General features: G+C 62.3%; 16 protein-coding genes and 1 tRNA gene. 10 read left to right on the top strand and 7 right to left on the bottom strand.

Features of this window, described 5'->3' with window-relative positions:
- Positions 1 to 58 precede the first annotated feature (58 nt).
- Together ftsH and glmM are read left to right on the top strand one after the other, a co-directional pair.
- The gene (gene ftsH / locus AC1DOG_RS21205; protein WP_026283219.1) at positions 59 to 1,987 is read left to right on the top strand and encodes an ATP-dependent zinc metalloprotease FtsH; all 1,929 of its coding nucleotides are present in this window, start codon (positions 59 to 61) and stop codon (positions 1,985 to 1,987) included.
- 239 nt (positions 1,988 to 2,226) lie between these two features.
- Positions 2,227 to 3,579, top strand: coding sequence for a phosphoglucosamine mutase (gene glmM / locus AC1DOG_RS21200; protein ID WP_018899615.1), 1,353 nt, complete (start codon positions 2,227 to 2,229; stop codon positions 3,577 to 3,579).
- A 75-nt stretch (positions 3,580 to 3,654) separates the two neighbouring features.
- Here glmM and AC1DOG_RS21195 read toward each other — a convergent pair whose 3' ends face one another.
- Positions 3,655 to 3,858, bottom strand: a complete 204-nt coding sequence (locus tag AC1DOG_RS21195; RefSeq protein WP_113200112.1) for a hypothetical protein — start codon at positions 3,856 to 3,858, stop codon at positions 3,655 to 3,657.
- A 376-nt stretch (positions 3,859 to 4,234) separates the two neighbouring features.
- Here AC1DOG_RS21195 and AC1DOG_RS21190 point away from each other — a divergent pair, with 376 nt between their 5' ends.
- Positions 4,235 to 5,089 (top strand): outer membrane protein, encoded by an 855-nt coding sequence (locus AC1DOG_RS21190; RefSeq protein ID WP_477930841.1) that lies wholly within the window; start codon positions 4,235 to 4,237, stop codon positions 5,087 to 5,089.
- 72 nt (positions 5,090 to 5,161) lie between these two features.
- On the opposite strand, the gene AC1DOG_RS21185 is transcribed toward AC1DOG_RS21190, so the two are convergent.
- Complete coding sequence (locus AC1DOG_RS21185; RefSeq protein ID WP_477930839.1) at positions 5,162 to 5,704, bottom strand: DoxX family protein; 543 nt, start codon at positions 5,702 to 5,704, stop codon at positions 5,162 to 5,164.
- Between the two features lie 287 nt (positions 5,705 to 5,991).
- On the opposite strand from AC1DOG_RS21185, the gene AC1DOG_RS21180 reads away from it, so the two are divergent.
- The 3 genes from AC1DOG_RS21180 to AC1DOG_RS21170 all read left to right on the top strand — a co-directional run bounded on the left by AC1DOG_RS21180 (position 5,992) and on the right by AC1DOG_RS21170 (position 9,160).
- The gene (locus tag AC1DOG_RS21180) at positions 5,992 to 7,173 is read left to right on the top strand and encodes a phosphoserine transaminase (RefSeq protein WP_477930837.1); all 1,182 of its coding nucleotides are present in this window, start codon (positions 5,992 to 5,994) and stop codon (positions 7,171 to 7,173) included.
- Positions 7,174 to 7,259: 86 nt separating this feature from the next.
- Positions 7,260 to 8,855, top strand: a complete 1,596-nt coding sequence (gene serA / locus AC1DOG_RS21175) for a phosphoglycerate dehydrogenase (protein WP_112944940.1) — start codon at positions 7,260 to 7,262, stop codon at positions 8,853 to 8,855.
- Between the two features lie 152 nt (positions 8,856 to 9,007).
- Positions 9,008 to 9,160, top strand: a complete 153-nt coding sequence (locus tag AC1DOG_RS21170; protein WP_018899610.1) for a hypothetical protein — start codon at positions 9,008 to 9,010, stop codon at positions 9,158 to 9,160.
- Positions 9,161 to 9,235: 75 nt separating this feature from the next.
- Here the strand turns inward: AC1DOG_RS21170 and AC1DOG_RS21165 are convergent, their stop codons facing one another.
- The 3 genes from AC1DOG_RS21165 to AC1DOG_RS21155 all read right to left on the bottom strand — a co-directional run bounded on the left by AC1DOG_RS21165 (position 9,236) and on the right by AC1DOG_RS21155 (position 12,953).
- Complete coding sequence (locus AC1DOG_RS21165) at positions 9,236 to 9,565, bottom strand: hypothetical protein (protein WP_162725199.1); 330 nt, start codon at positions 9,563 to 9,565, stop codon at positions 9,236 to 9,238.
- A 161-nt stretch (positions 9,566 to 9,726) separates the two neighbouring features.
- Positions 9,727 to 10,446: a hypothetical protein gene (locus tag AC1DOG_RS21160; RefSeq protein ID WP_477930834.1), complete on the bottom strand. Its 720-nt coding sequence runs from the start codon at positions 10,444 to 10,446 to the stop codon at positions 9,727 to 9,729.
- 212 nt (positions 10,447 to 10,658) lie between these two features.
- Entirely contained in the window at positions 10,659 to 12,953 is a 2,295-nt protein-coding gene (locus AC1DOG_RS21155; protein WP_477930832.1) for a heavy metal translocating P-type ATPase, read from the bottom strand.
- An 83-nt stretch (positions 12,954 to 13,036) separates the two neighbouring features.
- Here AC1DOG_RS21155 and AC1DOG_RS21150 point away from each other — a divergent pair, with 83 nt between their 5' ends.
- From AC1DOG_RS21150 to AC1DOG_RS21135, 4 genes are all read left to right on the top strand, one after another.
- A complete protein-coding gene (locus tag AC1DOG_RS21150; RefSeq protein WP_477930830.1) occupies positions 13,037 to 13,459 on the top strand; it encodes a MerR family transcriptional regulator in 423 nt (140 codons plus the stop codon).
- Positions 13,460 to 13,681: 222 nt separating this feature from the next.
- A complete protein-coding gene (locus AC1DOG_RS21145) occupies positions 13,682 to 15,766 on the top strand; it encodes a putative bifunctional diguanylate cyclase/phosphodiesterase (RefSeq protein ID WP_477930829.1) in 2,085 nt (694 codons plus the stop codon).
- A gap of 402 nt (positions 15,767 to 16,168) precedes the next feature.
- Positions 16,169 to 17,368, top strand: a complete 1,200-nt coding sequence (gene mnmA / locus AC1DOG_RS21140; protein WP_477930827.1) for a tRNA 2-thiouridine(34) synthase MnmA — start codon at positions 16,169 to 16,171, stop codon at positions 17,366 to 17,368.
- Between the two features lie 112 nt (positions 17,369 to 17,480).
- Positions 17,481 to 17,557 (top strand) — tRNA-Met (locus AC1DOG_RS21135).
- A 533-nt stretch (positions 17,558 to 18,090) separates the two neighbouring features.
- Here AC1DOG_RS21135 and AC1DOG_RS21130 read toward each other — a convergent pair.
- Positions 18,091 to 19,113, bottom strand: a complete 1,023-nt coding sequence (locus AC1DOG_RS21130; protein WP_477930825.1) for a porin — start codon at positions 19,111 to 19,113, stop codon at positions 18,091 to 18,093.
- Between the two features lie 220 nt (positions 19,114 to 19,333).
- Positions 19,334 to 19,921, bottom strand: coding sequence for a transglutaminase-like cysteine peptidase (locus AC1DOG_RS21125; protein WP_113008753.1), 588 nt, complete (start codon positions 19,919 to 19,921; stop codon positions 19,334 to 19,336).
- Positions 19,922 to 19,992 lie beyond the last annotated feature (71 nt).

Raw genomic sequence — 19,992 nt, 5'->3', positions numbered from 1 at the left:
GTTAGAAGCCAAATAAAGCGGTCGCCATGAGGCGGTCGTTCCAGTGCTGGGGAGTTCGATGAACCCTAACTTACGTAATTTCGCCTTGTGGGCAATCATAGCGCTTTTGCTGATTGCCCTCTTCAGTATGTTCCAGACGTCGCCGGCGCAGACCAGCTCCCGCGATATCCCTTATTCGCAGTTCCTGCGTGAAGTGGATGCGGGCCGCGTCAAGGAAGTCGTCGTCACGGGTAACCGCGTCTCCGGCAGCTATGTTGAAAATGGCACCACCTTCCAAACCTATACGCCTGTGGTCGACGACAATCTGCTCGATCGCCTGCAGACGAAGAATGTTCTCGTTTCGGCACGTCCCGAAACCGACGGTTCTTCCGGTTTCCTGAGCTATCTCGGCACCTTGCTGCCGATGCTTCTCATCCTCGGCGTCTGGCTGTTCTTCATGCGGCAGATGCAGGGCGGGTCGCGCGGCGCGATGGGCTTCGGCAAGTCGAAGGCCAAGCTGCTCACCGAAGCGCATGGCCGCGTCACGTTTGATGACGTCGCCGGCGTCGACGAAGCCAAGCAGGACCTTGAGGAAATCGTAGAATTCCTGCGCGATCCGCAGAAGTTCCAGCGTCTCGGCGGCAAGATTCCGCGCGGCGTGCTTCTGGTCGGCCCTCCCGGTACCGGTAAGACGCTGCTCGCACGCTCCGTCGCAGGCGAAGCAAACGTTCCGTTCTTCACGATCTCGGGTTCCGACTTCGTCGAAATGTTCGTCGGTGTCGGCGCAAGCCGCGTCCGCGACATGTTCGAGCAGGCCAAGAAGAACGCGCCGTGCATCATCTTCATCGACGAAATCGACGCCGTCGGCCGCCATCGTGGCGCCGGTCTCGGCGGCGGTAACGACGAACGCGAGCAGACGCTGAACCAGCTGCTGGTCGAGATGGACGGCTTCGAAGCCAACGAAGGCATCATCCTGATCGCGGCGACCAACCGTCCCGACGTTCTCGATCCGGCGCTGCTGCGTCCGGGCCGTTTCGACCGCCAGGTCGTCGTTCCGAACCCCGATATCGTCGGTCGCGAGCGCATCCTCAAGGTTCACGCCCGCAACGTGCCGCTGGCGCCGAATGTCGATCTCAAGGTTCTGGCTCGCGGTACGCCCGGCTTCTCCGGTGCCGATCTGATGAACCTCGTCAACGAAGCTGCCCTGATGGCTGCGCGTCGCAACAAGCGCGTCGTCACCATGCAGGAATTCGAAGACGCCAAGGATAAGATCATGATGGGCGCCGAGCGCCGCTCGTCCGCCATGACCGAAGCCGAAAAGAAGCTGACCGCTTACCACGAAGCCGGCCACGCCATCACGGCGCTCAAGGTTCCGGTGGCCGATCCGCTGCACAAGGCAACCATCATTCCGCGCGGCCGTGCACTCGGCATGGTCATGCAGCTTCCCGAGGGCGATCGCTACTCGATGAGCTACAAGTGGATGGTCTCGCGCCTCGTCATCATGATGGGCGGCCGCGTTGCCGAAGAACTGACCTTCGGCAAGGAGAACATCACATCGGGCGCATCGTCCGACATCGAGCAGGCCACCAAGCTTGCCCGTGCGATGGTCACCCAGTGGGGCTTCTCCGACAAGCTCGGCCAGGTTTCCTATGGTGAAAACCAGCAGGAAGTCTTCCTCGGCCACTCGGTTTCGCAGTCGAAGAACGTGTCCGAAGCGACGGCCATGACCATCGATTCGGAAGTTCGCAAGCTGATCGACGAAGCCTATGCCGAAGCGCGCCGTATCCTGACCGACGACCATGACGCGTTCGTGGCCATCGCCGAAGGCCTGCTCGAATACGAGACGCTGACCGGCGAAGAGATCAAAGCGTTGATTCGTGGCGAAAAGCCGTCGCGTGATCTGGGCGACGATACGCCTCCAAGCCGTGGTTCGGCCGTGCCGAAGACCGGCACGCGTCCTGCCAAGGGCGATGAGGCCGAAGGCGGCATGGAGCCGCAACCACACTGATTTTCTTTGGAAATCATGAGAAGGCCGGACACCCGAGATGGTGTCCGGCCTTTTTCGTTGGTAACGGGATATAATCGATTTTCTCGTTAATTGACGTGATGGTTGCCGCGTTTTGTGGCATTCCGCTGACATAAGGTGGCCTCAATGAAGGCCTCTCTGGCGAGGGAACACGCGCAGGCGTGCAATTTGCGACTAAGACGACGCGCAGCGTAACGCGCGCTCAAGGCACAGGGGTGCATATGAAAAGACGCTATTTCGGCACTGATGGTATTCGCGGTCAGTCCAATGTGTTTCCGATGACGCCGGATCTCGCGATGCGGGTCGGTATCGCGGCAGGCACGATCTTCCGCCGCGGCAACCACCGCCACCGGGTCGTTATCGGCAAGGACACCCGGCTTTCCGGCTACATGCTCGAAAACGCCATGGTCGCGGGCTTCACCGCCGCCGGCCTCGACGCCTTCGTTCTCGGCCCGATCCCGACACCTGCCGTCGCCATGCTGACGCGCTCGCTGCGCGCCGATATCGGCGTGATGATCTCCGCCTCGCACAATCCATACGAAGACAACGGCATCAAGCTCTTCGGTCCGGATGGCTACAAGCTCTCTGACGATCTTGAGATGCAGATCGAGGATCTGCTCGAGAAGGACATGAGCGCGCAGCTGGCCAAGTCCGACGATATCGGCCGCGCCAAGCGCGTCGATGGCGTTCATGACCGCTATATCGAGCATGCCAAGCGCACGCTGCCGCGCGACGTGACGCTGCAGGGGCTGAGGATCGCGATCGATTGCGCCAATGGCGCAGCTTACAAGGTGGCACCGGCCGTGCTTTGGGAACTGGGTGCCGACGTCGTCGTCATCGGCAACGAGCCGAATGGCACCAACATCAATCTCAACTGCGGCTCCACCAGCCCGGTGGCCTTGCAGAAGAAGGTCGATGAAGTGCGCGCCGATATCGGCATCGCGCTCGATGGCGACGCCGACCGTGTCATTATCGTCGATGAGAACGGCGCGATCGTCGATGGCGACCAGCTGATGGCCGTGATCGCCGAAAGCTATGCCGAAAGCCAGCAGCTGCGCGGCGATGGCATTGTCGCCACCGTCATGTCCAACCTCGGGCTGGAGCGCTTCCTGCAGGGCAAGGGTCTCGGTCTGGTGCGCACGGCTGTCGGCGACCGCTATGTGGTCGAGCACATGCGCAACAACAATTACAATGTCGGTGGCGAGCAGTCCGGCCATATCGTGCTGTCGGATTACGGCACGACCGGCGATGGCCTCGTGGCCGCGCTGCAGATCCTGGTTGCGGTCAAGCGCACCGGCAAGACGGTGAGCGAGATTTGCCGCCGTTTCGAGCCTGTGCCGCAGCTTCTGCGCAACGTGCGCTATTCCGGCGGCAAGCCGTTGGAGGATCTGCATGTGCAGCAGGCGATTGCCGAGGCCGAAGCCGAGCTTGCCAAGAGCGGCCGTCTGGTCATCCGTCCGTCCGGCACCGAGCCGCTCATCCGCGTCATGGCTGAAGGCGACGATCGCAGCCAGATCGAGCGCATCGTCAACGACCTGATCGGAACGATCTCAAGCGTGCGCACGGCCGCCTGACTTTCTCAGGCACCGTCCACAGCTTCCAATGCCCAGCCTTTGGCTGGGCATTCTCATTCGTACATCGCGATTTTGTCAGATCACGTCTCGACGCATGAGGTCGAGAAGCGCTGGTGTCGTGATGGCACCGTCTTCGAAGAAGTCGAGCAGCCGGGATGCGGCTGCGCAGCCTTGCAGGCTGTCTGCCCCGAATCTCTGCTCCCTGCACCAAAGCGACAGGGCCTCGAAAACGGGCGATAGATCTTCTTCGAACGAAATAGCTCTATTGAGCTTGGACATGGGCGCACCTCCATAAAGGGGCGGAAGCGCTTAGTAACTCCCAAGCGGTCATTGCCTTAAAAGTCCTGACCGACGATGCACCCTACGCGCTTACGGCCGGAACCGCTATTAACTTTGTTAAGTCGGGCGCTTTTTATGAGCGTGGCAGCGACGCGCGGACGGTGATATCCGCAGGCTTTGACGGCACCAGCCCGATGTGTGTTCCGCCAATAAAATCCGAGCCAAATCAGCGGTTTGCCAGTGCCTTTGAGTAAAAGGCGATGTTTTACAATTACAGTTAAGCAGCGCTTAACGTTTCCACTTCATTATCCTTACCGAAACGTACTCAACTGGCGGAGCTCGATCCTGCCAGGCGTCGAACCTTGGAGTGGGATCCATGAAGAGAAGCTTGTCTGGCGTCTTCGCCGCATTGCTCATTACCTCGAATGCTTATGCCGCGGACCTCATGCCCRCCGAACCGATCGCCGCTCCCGAGGTCACCGTGACCGAAGCGACCGGCTGGTATCTGCGCGGCGATGTCGGCTACGGCTTCAACGACCTGCGTGGCGCGAAATTCTTCCAGGGCGGCAGCAGTGCCAGCGAAGCCAGCTTCGACCGCGCCGATCTCGATGACGCCTGGACCATCGGCGGCGGTGTCGGTTACCAGGTCAACAACTACTTCCGCACCGACCTGACGCTCGACTACCTCGGCAAGTCCGACTTCCATGGCTCGACCAGCGGTGGTGGCGGCGGTATCGGCGGCGGCGCCTGCTCCTTCTCGTGCTCCTCGACAGACGTTTCTTCGCTGACCGCATGGTCGCTTATGGCAAACGCCTATGTCGATCTCGGCACCTACGGCTACGTCACGCCTTACGTCGGCGCCGGCATCGGCGGTACCTACGTCAAGTGGAAAGACCTCAACAACACGTCTTGCGACACCAGCGGCAGCGGCCTTGGTTGCGATGACACCGTCACCCACGGCGGCAAGGGTAGTTGGCGCTTCAGCTACGGCCTGATGGCCGGTGCGTCGATCGATGTCACCTGCAACGTCAAGGCTGACGTCGGCTACCGCTTCCTGCACGTCAACGGCGGCGACATGTTCGGCTTCGCGGAAAACGGCGGCCCGGGCCGCGACAAGGGCTTCAACGTTCACGAAGCACGCGTCGGCGCCCGCTACCTGTTCGGCGGTTGCGAGACGGCTTCCTACGAGCCTGCTCCGGAAATTCCGCTGCAGCAGCCGGTCTACAAGTAAGGCCAGTGCATTGAACAAAAAAAAGCCGCCCGGTACGCCGAGCGGCTTTTTTGTTTTGGGGCGTGGTGGGCGTCAGAATTCCTTCTGCAGCAAGGTGCGGTCAACCGAGAAGGAGCCGCCGCCGAAGGCTGCGAACAGGCCCGTGCCGCCCATCCAGAACAGCGAAGCGAGTTCCGCCTTGGTTTGCACTGCTTCCAGGAAGGCCTCTCCGCCGTCCTTGAGCCGGGCGAGCGCGGCGGGGGTGAAGTAGTCGGTCGTGCCGCTTTTCAGTGCCTCGATACCGGCCGGTGTCAGAAACTCCGAGCCGTAAGGGAAGGCAAAATGATACCATAGCGTGATGGCGAGCATGATCGTGTTGGCGAGCGCCAAGGGCCGTGTGAAGAGGCCGATCGCGATCAGGAAGCCGCCGAAAAACTGCAGGCCGGCCAGAAGCGGCGACCATAGCCACCCGGGATGGAACCCGATGTTCTCGACGAAGCCGACCTGGGCGAGGGGGTGGCTGATCTTTACCCATCCCTCGACGACAAGCATGCCGCCGACGGCGATTCTCATGGCCGCCCATGCGAAGGGTTCCGCGAAGCGGTCGTAGAAGCCCGACATGAAAGGAATAATCAAATTGGCTCTGGTGCTGTAAAAGGCTGTAGGGGCATTCATGGCAATCACTTTCTTAGGTGCATGTGGTTGCTTACGAACCCCATGTTCCGCAGTTCGCTCCCGCTGGTCTTGATCTGCGTCAAGCCGTGCAAGGGCTGTCGATCACGTTTTCGTGATCTTGCGCGGTGGCCAAACGCACTCATCCAGCCACAACGATTTTCCGCTTGACTGCGACAGGGACCAGGAATAGATCCGGCGGCGGGACACCTCTCCCCAACGAGAGGCTAATTACCTGGAAGGGTATACATATGGCCACTGCCACCGCGAAGCCGGACGTCCGTCCGAATAACACCCATTTTTCTTCTGGCCCTTGCTCGAAGCGCCCCGGTTGGTCGCTCGAAGCCCTTTCCGACGCGCCGCTCGGCCGTTCGCATCGCGCGAAAGTCGGAAAGACGAAGCTCAAGCAAGCCATTGATCTCACACGCGAAGTTCTCGAAGTGCCTGCGGATTACCGCATCGGCATCGTGCCCGCTTCCGATACCGGCGCCGTCGAAATGGCGCTCTGGTCGCTGCTCGGCGAGCGCGGCGTCGACATGGTCGCCTGGGAAAGCTTTGGCGCCGGTTGGGTCACCGACGTCGTCAAGCAGCTGAAGCTGAAGGACGTTCGCAAGATCGAAGCCGGTTACGGCGAACTGCCCGATCTCTCGACCATCGATTTCGACCGCGACGTCGTCTTCACCTGGAACGGTACCACCTCGGGCGTTCGCGTTCCGAATGGCGATTTCATTCCCGCCGACCGCAAGGGCCTGACGATCTGCGACGCGACCTCTGCCGCTTTCGCGCAGAACCTCGATTTCGCCAAGCTCGATGTCGTCACCTTCTCCTGGCAGAAGGTTCTCGGCGGCGAGGGCGCGCATGGCGTCATTATCCTTTCGCCGCGCGCTGTCGAGCGTCTGACGACCTACGCGCCGGCCTGGCCGCTGCCGAAGATCTTCCGCATGACCTCCGGCGGCAAGCTGATCGAGGGCATCTTCACCGGCGAAACCATCAACACGCCGTCGATGCTCTGCGTCGAGGACTATATCGATGCGCTGCTGTGGTCGAAGGATGTCGGCGGCCTCAAGGGTCTGATGGCCCGCGCCGACGCCAACGCCAAGGTCATCGCCGACTTCGTCGCCGCCAATGACTGGATCGCCAACCTTTCGGTCAAGGCCGAGACGGCTTCCAACACGTCGGTCTGCCTGAAGATCACCGACAAGGACGTTCTGGCGCTCGACGCCGACGGCCAGGCGAACTTCGCCAAGGGCATCGTCAGCCTGCTCGACAAGGAAGGTGTCGCCTACGACATCGGCCATTACCGCGACGCGCCGTCGGGCCTGCGTATCTGGGCCGGCGCCACGATCGAAACTTCTGACATGCAGAAGCTGATGCCGTGGCTCTCCTGGGCGTTTTCGACCCAGAAGGCAACGCTTTCCCAGGCTGCTGCCTGAGTTGATCGCGTCCGGCTCCGCTGAAAAAGCGGAGCCTCGCAATCCCGATTACATTCCATCGTTGAACCTTTTGAAGGAAGCCCCCAATGGCACCTCGCGTTCTCGTATCCGACGAACTGTCGGAAACCGCCGTCCAGATCTTCCGTGATCGCGGCGTCGAAGTCGATTTCCAGCCGCAGCTCGGCAAGGACAAGGACAAGCTCGCCGAAATCATCGGCAATTATGACGGTCTCGCCATCCGCTCCGCCACCAAGGCGACGGAGAAGCTGATTGCTGCCGCGACCAACCTCAAGGTCATCGGTCGCGCCGGTATCGGCGTCGACAACGTCGATATCCCGGCCGCCTCGCGCCGCGGTATCATCGTCATGAACACGCCGTTCGGCAACTCGATCACGACGGCTGAACACGCCATCGCCCTGATGTTCGCCGTTGCCCGCCAGCTGCCGCAGGCCGATGCCTCCACGCAGGCCGGCAAGTGGGAAAAATCGAAGTTCATGGGTGTCGAAATCACCGGCAAGACGCTTGGCGTCATCGGCGCCGGCAATATCGGCGGCATCGTCTGCAAGAAGGCCATTGGGCTGGGCATGCATGTTCTCGCCTACGACCCCTTCCTCTCGGCTGAGCGCGCGCAGGAGATGGGCGTCACCAAGGTTGAGCTCGACGAGTTGCTCGCCAAGGCCGACTTCATCACCCTGCACGTTCCGATGACCGACAAAACGCGCGGCATTCTCGGCAAGGAAAACCTCGCCAAGACCAAGCCCGGCGTTCGCATCATCAACTGCGCCCGTGGTGGCCTGGTCGACGAAGCGGCACTTGCCGAAGCCATCAAGTCCGGCCACGTCGCCGGCGCCGGCTTCGACGTCTTCGAAGTCGAGCCCGCCAAGGAAAGCCCGCTGTTTGGCCTGCCCAACGTCGTCTGCACGCCGCATCTCGGCGCATCGACCACGGAAGCGCAGGAAAACGTTGCTCTGCAGGTTGCCGAGCAGATGTCGGACTACCTCGTCAAGGGTGCCGTTTCCAACGCCATCAACATGCCGTCGATCACCGCTGAAGAAGCGCCGATCCTGAAGCCGTTCATCAAGCTCGCCGACGTTCTCGGCGCCTTCGTCGGCCAGGTCTCGGACGATCCGATCAAGGAGATCGAGATCCTGTTCGACGGCGCGACAGCGACGATGAACACCAAGGCGCTGACCTCGGCTCTGCTCGCCGGCCTCATCCGCAACCAGGTTGCCGACGTCAACATGGTTTCGGCGCCGATCATGATCAAGGAAAAGGGCATCGTCCTTTCCGAGGTCAAGCGCGACAAGACCGGCGTTTACGACGGCTACATCAAGCTGACGGTCAAGACCGAAAAGCAGACCCGCTCGGTCGCCGGCACGGTCTTCTCCGACGGCAAGCCGCGCTTCATCCAGATCAAGGGCATCAACCTCGACGGCGATGTCGGTGCCAACATGGTCTACATCTCCAACACCGACGTTCCCGGCATGATCGGCTTCATCGGCACGACGCTGGGCGCCGCCGGCGTCAACATCGCCAACTTCCAGCTCGGCCGTGGCGAGCAGGGCGGTGACGCGATCGCGCTGCTCTACGTCGATGGCCCCGTCAGCGATGACGTGCTTGGAAAATTGACCGCCAACCCGGCAATCCGACAGGCCAAGCCGCTCGTATTTGCTGTTGATTGAGGCTTTCCTCCCAGGGAAGATGTGAAGAGACCCGGCGCAGGCGACTGTGCCGGGTTTTCTGTTTCGGGTTCTCGCGGCAACGTTGATCGCGGACTGGCGGGCGCTATCTACCTGATAGCGTGCCGCTCCGGCCGATCATTAGGGAGATTTTCATGACACGATTTGCTGTCGCCATTGCGCTCACCTCGCTGCTGGCACTCTCGTCCTGTGCCAACACCGCCAACGGCCTCGCCAAGGACGGCCGCCAGATGGGCAATGCCGTCGATGACAGCACGCACCGGGTACTGAAGGCCGGCCAGAACTGAGCCCGCCGATCTCGCATGCAAAAAAGCCCGCCTGGATTGGCGGGCTTTTCGCTATCTACGATCGAACCGGCTCTACTACGGGTTCGCGGGAGCCGGTGTTGCGGGGGCAGGCGTCGCCGGTGCGGGCGTTGCCGGGGCCGGGGTCGCAGGGGCTGCGGCCGGTGGCGTTGCAGCCGGCGGGGTGGCCTGCGAGGCGGGCGGCGTTGCCGGTGCCGCGGGTTCGGTCACGGGTGCCGTTGCGCTCGGCGCGGTTGCCGTGGGAGCGGATGCACCCCTTGGCCAATAGGTTGCCGCCAGAGCGACGATGACGACCAGAAGTGCGATTGCAACCCACATGGTTTTCGACGAACTCTTCGCCGGTGGTGGGGTGTTCGCGGCATTCGGACGATTGAAATCATTGGTCATGGTGCTTCTCCTCCTCGATCACAAACGCGCGAGGAAGAGATAGGTTCCAGAATGTGGCAGGCGCTGCCTTCCGGTTGCGGCTCACGAAACGCGAAAGCCCGGCGCGGGAGGCTGCGCCGGGCTTTGTCATGGTGATCGCGGGCGTCTTGCGGCGCGCGCCGTCAAAACTGCTGGTAGAGAAGCGTGACGGCGTTGACGCGGCTTTCATCGCTGCCGGCTGCGACGCCGAAAAGCGACAGGAACGGCGACGCCGAGCCGGTGGAGCCGCCTGCAAACATCGACAGGAGTCGCTGGGATTGGCTTGTCTGCTCTGCCTGCTTGCGGACCAGATCAGTCAGGTCGATGTCATCGCTTTTGCCGACTGCGCTTGCCGATGTCGTCGATGACTTCGTGGCCGAAGCGCCCGCGGTGTGGGCCGGAGACGTCGGCAATGGTGTTGCAACGGGGGCCGTGCCGCTGGGCGCGCCGTTGTTGTCGTTGGCGGGCGTGGCGGGCGCGTTCTGCTGCGGCTGTGCCGGCGCGGCCTCACCAGAGGCGGCTGGCTGCGTTTCCGTGGCCGGCTGTTCTGCTGGTTCGCTGGCTTCGCCAGATGTTGCCGGCTCGCTTGCGGGCTGCGTGGGGGCTGCCTGCTGCGGCTGGGGTTCGGCCGGAGCTGCTGCCTCGGGCTCGGAATTGGCCTCAGGCTTGGTCTGCGGCTCAGCGGTGTAGGTCTGGTCGTCCGTTTCCTCGGGCGGATAGCTGATGGGCTCTTCGCTTGCCGGGGAGGGGGAAGCGGATTGCTCTGGTGGTGTCGATGTTTCCGGAGCGCTCTGTGAAGGGGTTGTCGTGGATGCGGATCCACTGGGCGGTTGATTGGGATAAAATATGCCGTCGAGTAACATATGCGAGCCTTGCAAATTGAATGACTCGCGCCGGATAGAGGCAATCCCTTGCAAAAACCTCTCAAACAGCTGCCGCTTTTTAAGACAGGTTTAATGATCTAATTTTGCATCTAGTTGAATAGATTGGAGAATGCACGCCCTGCGGAGCGTGGCGCTCTTCATCCCTCAATATTCATGGGAAAAGGCGCGCCACGCATGCTGTTAACACAGTCTTAAGCCTGTGATGAAACCGGCCGCAGCAATCGCAATGCGTTGATCGTCACCAGCACCGTGGCGCCGGTGTCGGCGAGGATGGCGGGCCAGAGGCCGGTGATGCCGGCGATGGTCGTGACCAGGAACACCGCCTTCAGGCCGAGCGCGATGGCGATGTTTTCGCCGATGTTGCGCATGGTGCGCTTCGACAGCGCGATCATGGCGGCGACGTCGGAAACGCGGCCGTGAAGGATCGCGGCGTCCGCCGTCTCCAGCGCCACATCCGTCCCGCCGCCCATGGCGATGCCGACATCGGCCGCGGCAAGCGCCGGCGCGTCGTTGATGCCGTCGCCGACCTTTGCGACCTTCAGGCCGCTTTTCTGCAGTTCGCCGACAATGCGCTGCTTGTCTTCCGGCATCAGTTCGGCGCGGACCTCGATGCCGAGTTCCTTGCCGATAGCATTGGCGGTGCGGGCGTTGTCGCCTGTCAGCATGACGATCCTGACGCCGGCGTCGGTCAGCGCCTTGAGGCCCGATTTGGCGTCGTCGCGCGGCTCGTCGCGCATGGCGATGGCGCCGGCCAATTGGTCGCCGACGACAAGCACGGAGACGGTCTTGCCTTCGTCGTTCAGCCTTGTGATGCGCGCCTGCTGCTCGTCTGAGAGTGCCGCGATTTCGGCGGCTGCCTTGGGGGAGCCGAGGAAGACCTGAAGGCCGGCCACAGTGGCGGTCACACCCTTGCCGCCCACCGCCTTGGCGTCGGTTGCCTGCGGGATGGCGATGGCGTCGCGCGCGGCCCTGCCGAGGATGGCGAGCGCCAGCGGGTGGCTGGAGCCGGTCTCGAGTGCTGCGGCATAGGTCAGCACCTCGGCCTCGGGCTTTCCGAAGCTCAATATGTCGGTGACGACTGGTTTGCCCTCCGTCAGCGTGCCGGTCTTGTCCAGCGCCACCGCGTTGATCTTGCCCAGCGTCTCCAAAACCGCGCCGCCCTTGAGCAGCAGGCCGCGCCGTGCGCCTGAGGACAGCGAGGCGGCGATGGCGGCGGGCGTGGAGATGACGAGCGCGCAGGGGCAGCCGATCAGCAGGATCGCAAGGCCCTTGTAGATCCACTCGTCCCATGCGCCGCCAGCGACCAGCGGCGGCAGGATGGCGACGAGGGCGGCAACGACGACGACACCCGGTGTGTAATAGCGCGAGAAGCGGTCGATGAAGCGCTCGGTCGGCGCCTTCTTCTCCTGCGCTTCCTCGACGAGGCGCACAACGCGGGCGATGGTGTTGTCGGCGGCGGCAGCGGTGACCTTGACGCGCAGTGCCGCGTCGCCATTGACCGTTCCCGCGAAGACGACGTCGCCTTCGCCCTTGCGCACCGGCGTGCTTTCGCCTGTCACCGGGGCCTCGTCGATCGCGCTTTCACCGGACAAGATGATGCCGTCGGCGGAGATGCGGTCGCCGGGGCGCACGAGAATGGTCGAACCTACCGAGAGCGTTTCGGCAGGCACCTCACGGGTTGCGCCGCCCTCTTCGAGAAGGGCGCTTTTCGGCACCAGCGTCGTCAGCGACTGGATGCTGGCGCGCGCCTTGCCTGCCGCGACACCTTCCAGCAGTTCGCCGACCAGGAACAGGAAGACCACGGTCGCGGCTTCCTCGCCGGCATGGATGATGACGGCGCCGACGGCGGCGATGGTCATCAGCATCTCGATCGAGAAGGGCGTGCCTGAGAGCGCGGCCATGATCGCGCGGCGGGCGATCGGGATGAGACCAACAAGCATGGCGGCGATGAAGGCATAGGGCGCGATCGATGGGACGAGATGGCCGACAATATACGCAACGACGAGGGCGGCGCCCGAGAGGATCGTCAGGCGGCCCTTGCGGCTTTGCCACCATGGGCCGGACATGGGCGTATGGTCATGACCATGCAAGCCTTCGATTTCGGCGGGTGCGCTTGCGCTGTCGCGGGCATGATCGTGGTCATGGTGGTCGTGATCATGTTCGTCGTGCGCGTGGTCCCGCGCGTGGCTATGTCCGTGGTCATGGCCGCAGTCCGGTCCGTGCACGTGCTCCGCGCTTTGGCCGCTCGGGCGGGGTGCCTCGGTGGTTGCTAACGCGCGCAGGCCGTAGCCGAGGCCGGTCACCTTCTTTTCGATCGCGGCAAGGTCGCTGCTGCCGTCGTGGCGCACGGTCATGGTGCCAGAGGTTACCGACACCGAGACGTCCTCGACGCCGGAGACGCGGCGCACGGCGGTGTCGATCTTGGYCGCGCAGCTGGCGCAATCCATGCCCTCGACCCGGTAGCGCTTCTCGATCCTGTCGCTCATCATCGGCTTCCTTTTGGGCTTCCTTGTCATTGACGAGCATCCTTCCTACATCCTCTAGCGACTAGAGGTGCAAGGGGGAAATGATGAAAAAGATTACCATCGGCGAGGCATCGCGCCAAAGCGGCGTGAAGGTGCCGACGATCCGCTATTACGAGGGCATCGGCCTCTTGAGCGCGCCAAGCCGCAGCGAGGGCAACCAGCGCTCCTACGAGCCGACGGACATCAGCCGCCTCGTGTTCATCCGCCATGCCCGCGAACTTGGCTTCGAGGTCGATGCGATCCGCACGCTTCTCACGCTGCAGGACGATCCGAACCAATCCTGCGCCTCGGCCGATGCGATCGCCAAGGCGCGGCTTATCGATGTCGAGCAGCGCATCCGCAGCCTGATGGCGCTGAAGGTGGAGCTGGAGGCGATGGTCGCCGGATGCGGCCACGGGCGGGTCGATCAGTGCCGGGTGATCGAGGTTCTGGCCGATCACGGGCAGTGCGCGCATAACCATCACTGATTTGGCACCACTGATCTGGCATCACTGATCTGGCCGATCTTTGTGCAGACCTTTCCAGTGTGTGAAGAAAAGCCGCAAAACATCATAACAAGCGGTTAGCGCTGCACAGCGCGAAGGCGGTTCGCCTAAAGTTTGTGCGAACTATGATTCTGATTTTATTTAGTTTTTTTCACTATGGTCATCGGAATCAGCCATCAGATTCATGTGATTGTGATATTGCCTATGACAGGTATTCAGAGAGCATTCGTTTCGACCGATACTCCCAATGATGATTTCCAGTCTCTGTTCGCAACCCATCCGTCGCCGATGTGGGTCTACGACCCCGACACGTTGCGCTTCCTGATCGTCAACAATGCCGCCGTCGATCTCTATGGCTATTCGCGGGCAGCCTATGAAGGCATGACCGTGCTCGACATCCGTCCTGCGCATGAGCGTCAGCGGATGCTGACAGCCGTGCATGCGCGCACCGACATGGAGCGGGCCGAGCGCTGGACGCATCTGAAGGCCGACGGCACGATGCTCGAGGTGCTGACCTATGGGCGCGGCGTGCGCTTCAACGGCCGCGACGCGATCCTCGCCATCGTGCAGGACCAGACCGAGGTCAATGCCGCGCATCGCGAGGTCAGCGACACGCGCTCGCTCCTGGACAGCATAGTCGACAACCTGCCGGTCGGCGTGTTCGTCAAGGACATGGACGCGGATGGCCTTTATATCCTCTTCAACGAAGCCTGCGGCGAGATCGTCGGCCGTCGTTCTGTAGACGTGGTCGGCCGCAGCGATCACCTTTTCTTCGACAAGGAGCAGTCGGCTGCATTTCGCGAGCAGGATGCCCGCGCCTTCGCGGCGCCTGCGGCGATCAGCTTCGAAGAGACAATGCAGCGCTCAGATGGCCAGCAGCGGATTTTGAGAACCGTCAAGCGTGCCCTGCCGTCACCCGATGGCAGCGCTCCGCGCTACCTGCTCGGCATCTCGCAGGATGTGACCGAGGAGCGCTCGGTCGAGGCGCGGCTGGCCTATATGGCCATGCACGACGTTCTGACCGGCCTGCCGAACCGCGCCTTCTTCGCCGACCACATCAAGCGCGTCTCTTCGCTTGCCACCGCCGACAAGCCGGTGGCGCTGCTTTATCTGGATGTCGATCACTTCAAGCATATCAACGACAGCAAGGGCCATGCGGCCGGCGACGCGTTGCTCTGCCAGGTGGCCGCGCGGCTGACCGGTCTTGCCGACGACGGCGATCTCGTGGCGCGGCTCGGCGGCGACGAGTTCGCGCTTGTGGTCGGCTTCCGAGAGGCCGGCTGCATCGAGCGGTTCGCCGAGCGACTGCTTGCGTCGCTATCCTCGCCCTTCGATCTCGATGGCGTCAACGAGCATGTCACCTGCAGCATCGGCATCGCGCTGGCGCCCGATCATGCCGAGGACGACGACGTGCTGATGCGGCATGCCGACCTTGCGCTCTATGCCGCCAAGGAAAGCGGCCGCTCGACCTATCGTTTCTACGAGCCTTCGATGCGGCTCGAGGCCGAGCGCCGGCACTTGCTGACGGTTGAGCTGCGCGAGGCGCTGCAGAAGAACCAGTTCGAGCTCTATTACCAGCCGATCGTGCAGCTGGAAAATGACGGCCTCGGCGGCTTCGAGGCGCTGATCCGCTGGAACCATCCGGAGCGCGGGCTGGTGCCGCCGATGGAGTTCATTCCCGTTGCGGAAGAGACCGGGCTGATCGTCGCGATCGGCGAGTGGGTGCTGCGCGAGGCCTGCCGGACCGCTGCACGCTGGCCCTCGAACCTGAAGGTGGCCGTCAATCTCTCCGTCAGCCAGTTCCGCCACACCAGCCTGCTTGCGAGCGTCGTCTCGGCGCTCGACGAGAGCGGGTTGCGGCCGGAGCGGCTGGAGATCGAGATCACGGAATCGGTCTTCCTCGCCGATGTCGGGCAGAGCCTGCCGCTCCTGAAGGCGCTGAAGGAGCTCGGCATCCGCATCGCCATCGACGATTTCGGCACCGGTTACTCCTCCTTCAGCTACCTGCGCGCCTTTGCCTTCGACAAGATCAAGCTCGACCGCAGCTTCATCGCCGGCATCGACACCGATCCCGGTAACCTGGCGATCGTGCGCGCCGTCGTCGGTATCGGCTCCGGCTTCAACGCGACGACGCTCGCCGAGGGGATCGAGACCGACGCGCAACTGCTGCGGTTGCGGCAGGAAGGGTTTCATGAGGTTCAGGGGTATCTGCTGGGCAAGCCGATGCCGCTTGCGGAAGCCGAGCGGTTGATTGCGGGCGGGGGTTTGGTGGCTTCGACGGCGGCTTGAGGGGAGTGAGGAGCTGCCGAGAGGGCGTGCCGTGGAATACCCCCCTCTGTCCTGCCGGACATCTCCCCCACAAGGGGGGAGATCGACCCGTGGCTTGCTCCTAGCCAAACAATGAGCGTGGAGCGAGCGGTCGCGCCCAGCCAATCTCCCCACCTGTGGGGGAGATGCCCGGCAGGGCAGAGGGGGGTATCACACGGCACAACGGCCAGGAGCCCAAGCGCCACACGCCAAAACACCCACCCCCCACCCCAAAATCACCGCCCCTTGCACCCGCCCCCAATCCTTTCTATATCCACCGCCAGACAAGAGCCGGCGGTCGATCCCGTTGGTCGCGATGCAAATCCGCCAAAATTCTGTAGGATAGGGCGGATCGAGATACCCTTTTGAATTGGCAGCACCCCCGTGAACACACTGGATTTTGACAAGAGGCCGGAAGATACGCGCGTTGTCGTGGCCATGTCTGGCGGCGTCGACAGCTCGGTCGTGGCCGGCATTTTGAAGCGGCAGGGCTATGATGTGCTCGGCATCACGCTGCAGCTCTACGATCATGGTGCGGCCGTGCATCGCGCCGGCTCGTGCTGCGCCGGTCAGGATATCGACGATGCGCGCCGGGTCTGCGAAACGCTCGGTATTCCGCACTATGTGCTGGATTACGAAAAGCGCTTCCGCGACACCGTCATCAATCCGTTCATGGAAAGCTATGTCGCCGGCGAGACGCCGATCCCCTGCGTGTCGTGCAACCAGACGGTCAAGTTCGCCGATCTCTTGGAGACCGCGCGCGAGCTCGGCGCCGATGCGCTGGCAACAGGTCACTATATCCGCTCCGGCGCCAACCCGGCCCCCGGCAATCCCGGCCGGCGCGCGCTCTACCGCCCGGCTGATGCCGATCGCGACCAGAGCTACTTCCTGTTTGCCACCACGCAGGAGCAGATCGACTATCTGCGCTTCCCGCTCGGCGGGCTGCCGAAGGCGGAAACCCGCAAGCTCGCCGAAGAGATGGGCCTCGTCGTCGCCAAGAAGGCAGACAGCCAGGACATCTGTTTCGTGCCGCAGGGCAAGTACACCGATATCATCAACAAGCTGAAGCCAAACGCGGCGCTGGCGGGTGAGATCGTGCATCTTGACGGCCGGGTGCTCGGCCAGCATGAGGGCATCCTGCATTACACGATCGGCCAGCGGCGCGGTATCGGCGTTGCCACCGGCGAGCCGCTCTACGTCGTCTATCTCGACGCCCGCTCGCGACGCGTCATCGTTGGCCCGAAGGAAGCGCTGGAGACGCACCGCGTCTATCTGCGCGATGTGAACTGGCTTGGAGACGAGGAGCTTGCGCAGGCGGCTGGGGGCGAGGGCTTTGCCTGCTTCGCCAAGGTGCGCTCGACGCGCATGCCGACGCCGGCCGTGCTGCATGCCGATCACACCGGCATCTACGTGGATCTCGCGGTGGGCGAAGCGGGTGTCGCGCCCGGTCAGGCCTGCGCGCTTTATTCGGCGCCGGGCGACAATGCGCGCGTCTATGGCGGTGGTTTCATCGAGCGCTCTGAGCGCGAGCCGGCGGCGGAAGCGTCGCTGAAGGCGCTTCTTGAAGGTGCGGTGGCGGCGTGACAAATGCCCGGTGATTTTCTCGATCATGTGCTTGACATGACCGTTAAGGCCGCCTTATAAGCCGCTCATTCAACGAGCCGGGCGCGTCGCAAACGGCATCGTTAGGTGGTTTGGCTGGGTAGCTCAGTTGGTGAGAGCGCAGGATTCATAACCCTGAGGTCGGCGGTTCAATTCCGCCCCCCGCTACCATTCTTCCGGTGATAACACCGTCTTAAGACAATGTGCCGGCCACCAGGAATACACCAGCCCAAAACAAAGCGGACATTTCCGCAGCGACCAGAAAGCCAAAAACGCTATCGTTCATGTTTTCCTCCTTCGGCAACCTCCATTGCCTAGAGGAAACGATAGGGCGGATCGCATTGTTCCGCCACCAAAAAAACACTTCCTCGCCTTTTCTCAGTCCTGAGCCGGCTATTGCGTGGCGTCGATGCAACTTGTTTGTCTCCCGCGAGAAGCCGGCGACCATCTTGCCTGAGATCCGTTTCCGGGGCAGGTGACTGTTTTCGGTGTCGCAGGATAGACCGTGCGGTCGTTGATTTATGTGCTTGGAATTGTCGCGATCGCGGTAGGCGACGTTGGCCGCGCGTAGGTCGGCGATGGCGACGAAGCGGTCGAGGCGGCTTGCCTGTCAGGTTGGCCCGGCTTGACGGCTGATGCACCTCAAGAGGGGACCAAGAAGAGTGGGCCGCGCCGAAGCGCGGCCCACGTCGTTTTGCGTTTGCTTAGAAAGTGCGCTGGAAGCGCAGGAAGCCCTGGACCTGCTCGGGCGCGTTGTCAGGATCGTAATACTGGACGCTGAGCTTGGTGAGCAGGTTGGTCGCAACCTTGTAATCGACGGTCACGCCGGCGCGCCAGGCGTCGCCGCCGGTGAATTCGCCATTCGAATCCAGCGAGATCTTGCTGAAATACTGGTAGCCGGGGATGATCGAGAGCTTGTCGGTGGCCTTCCAGGCGTATTGCGCGCCGAGCGCCCACTCGGACTCCTCGTAGTAGTAGTTGGCGCCGCTGGCCCACAGGCCATAAACACCGAGCTGGCCCGGGCCGACGTCGGCAAACAGGATGCCGCGAAGCGCAACTTCCTCAGTGTCGGTGTCGTAGCCGGCGAGCAGGTAGCCGCTGACTGCGCCGGCCTTGCCGAGGAGCTGGCCGGTGACGCCGATGTTATTGGGGCTTTCGCCCGGCTTGGTGCGGTAGCGATCTTCCAGTTCGTCGACGGAAACGCCGGCGCTGAAGTTCGGCGTCTCGTACATGTAGCGGATCGAGTTGTGGATCGTCTGGTTGCTGGAGATCACATCGGTCTCGCCGGTGCCCATGCTGCGGTCGTTATCCCACCAGGAATACTGCATACCGACGCGCACGCCGGCGAGGTCGATATAGCCTTCCTGCAGAAGGGCCGTCTGGGTGGAGGCGTTTTCAGCGTTGGTACGCATGGTGATGACGCCGGTCAGCGTGCCGTATTCGGTTTCGCTCTTGGAGCTCAGCGTGACCTGGCCACGGGTCCAGGAGTTCCAGTCGGACGTACCGGAGACGTTGCGGCCGAAGCGTTCTTCGACGCGGATGTAACCGCCGACCGAAAGACAGGTCTCGGTGCCGGGGATGTAGAAGTAGCCGGTGCCGTAGGCGTCGCAGACGCGGACGTATTCAACGGCTTCGGGTTCGGCCGCGACAATGGCGTCGGCGGCCTGCGCGGTCGACATGATGCTCATGGCGGCAGCGGAGCCAAGGAGGATGGTACGGATAGTCATAGGGGGCGTTCCTATCGTTGTTGATAGGAAGTTGCCTACCGGAAGGTTGGTGACAGTTCGATGACAAAAATGCGGCAGTGCGGTCGTCTATGCTGCATTGCGAGATGTGTGTCTCGCCCGCAACATATCGAATTGTACCCGTTATGTGCGAGATTCCAGCGTTGGTTGCGAAGGCCGCATTTTGCGGCCTTCAGCGGTCGATCGCGCCGATAATGCCCTTTCAGCCCTTGATGAACTGGCTGGCGCGTGGCCCTGCCAATGTCACCTGCCAATTGGCCTTGCTGTTGAAGTTCTGGCTGGCGAGGAAGGTATAGCCCGTGCGCTGCCATGGCTTGACGTTGTAGGCGAGATTGTCGAGCACGTAGTCGCCGGACTTCAGACGGGCGATGAGCACGAGGTGGTTTTCGCCACGACGATCGAGCACCACCGAAAGCGCCAGCTTGCTGGTCGGAAAGCCGATGTCGAGCAGGGTCTTCATCTTCAAGAGCGCATAGTCCTCGCAGTCGCCCTTGTTGTTGACGGGCAGCGTCCAGTTCTCCGAACGGCCGCTCGTGACCCGATCCTCGGTCGGCTTCACCTTGGCGTTTACGTAGCGATTGACCGCCTGGAGTGCCCGCAGCGCTTCCTTGTCGCCAACATCGGCGCCGCCCTTTCCATGGCAGACCCATCCATATTTGGCACAGGCCGCGCCGAAGCCGACAGGTGGAGAGATAGAACGGCTGGCGGGAATTTCGGACCCTGCAAAACTCTGACTAGAAATTAAAGGAATACTCAAAACAAAACCTAGAATGGCCGCAATTCTTCGCATATAAAGCTCCTGGAGTTATTCAGTGGTTCCGCGATTATCTACTATTAGATGATGCTTTTATACTAAATAAT

The organism is Rhizobium sp. 01N48 (genome assembly GCF_056399145.1).
This window is presented reverse-complemented; position numbering and strand designations above follow the sequence as displayed.

Bases quoted from the DNA above. Each gene is read 5' to 3' on its own strand.
- ftsH (WP_026283219.1), top strand. From the start codon at position 59: ATGAACCCTAACTTACGTAATTTCGCCTTGTGGGCAATCATAGCGCTT.
- glmM (WP_018899615.1), top strand. From the start codon at position 2,227: ATGAAAAGACGCTATTTCGGCACTGATGGTATTCGCGGTCAGTCCAAT.
- AC1DOG_RS21195 (WP_113200112.1), bottom strand. From the start codon at position 3,858: ATGTCCAAGCTCAATAGAGCTATTTCGTTCGAAGAAGATCTATCGCCC.
- AC1DOG_RS21180 (WP_477930837.1), top strand. From the start codon at position 5,992: ATGGCCACTGCCACCGCGAAGCCGGACGTCCGTCCGAATAACACCCAT.
- serA (WP_112944940.1), top strand. From the start codon at position 7,260: ATGGCACCTCGCGTTCTCGTATCCGACGAACTGTCGGAAACCGCCGTC.
- AC1DOG_RS21170 (WP_018899610.1), top strand. From the start codon at position 9,008: ATGACACGATTTGCTGTCGCCATTGCGCTCACCTCGCTGCTGGCACTC.
- AC1DOG_RS21165 (WP_162725199.1), bottom strand. From the start codon at position 9,565: ATGACCAATGATTTCAATCGTCCGAATGCCGCGAACACCCCACCACCG.
- AC1DOG_RS21160 (WP_477930834.1), bottom strand. From the start codon at position 10,446: ATGTTACTCGACGGCATATTTTATCCCAATCAACCGCCCAGTGGATCC.
- AC1DOG_RS21150 (WP_477930830.1), top strand. From the start codon at position 13,037: ATGAAAAAGATTACCATCGGCGAGGCATCGCGCCAAAGCGGCGTGAAG.
- AC1DOG_RS21145 (WP_477930829.1), top strand. From the start codon at position 13,682: ATGACAGGTATTCAGAGAGCATTCGTTTCGACCGATACTCCCAATGAT.
- AC1DOG_RS21130 (WP_477930825.1), bottom strand. From the start codon at position 19,113: ATGACTATCCGTACCATCCTCCTTGGCTCCGCTGCCGCCATGAGCATC.
- AC1DOG_RS21125 (WP_113008753.1), bottom strand. From the start codon at position 19,921: ATGCGAAGAATTGCGGCCATTCTAGGTTTTGTTTTGAGTATTCCTTTA.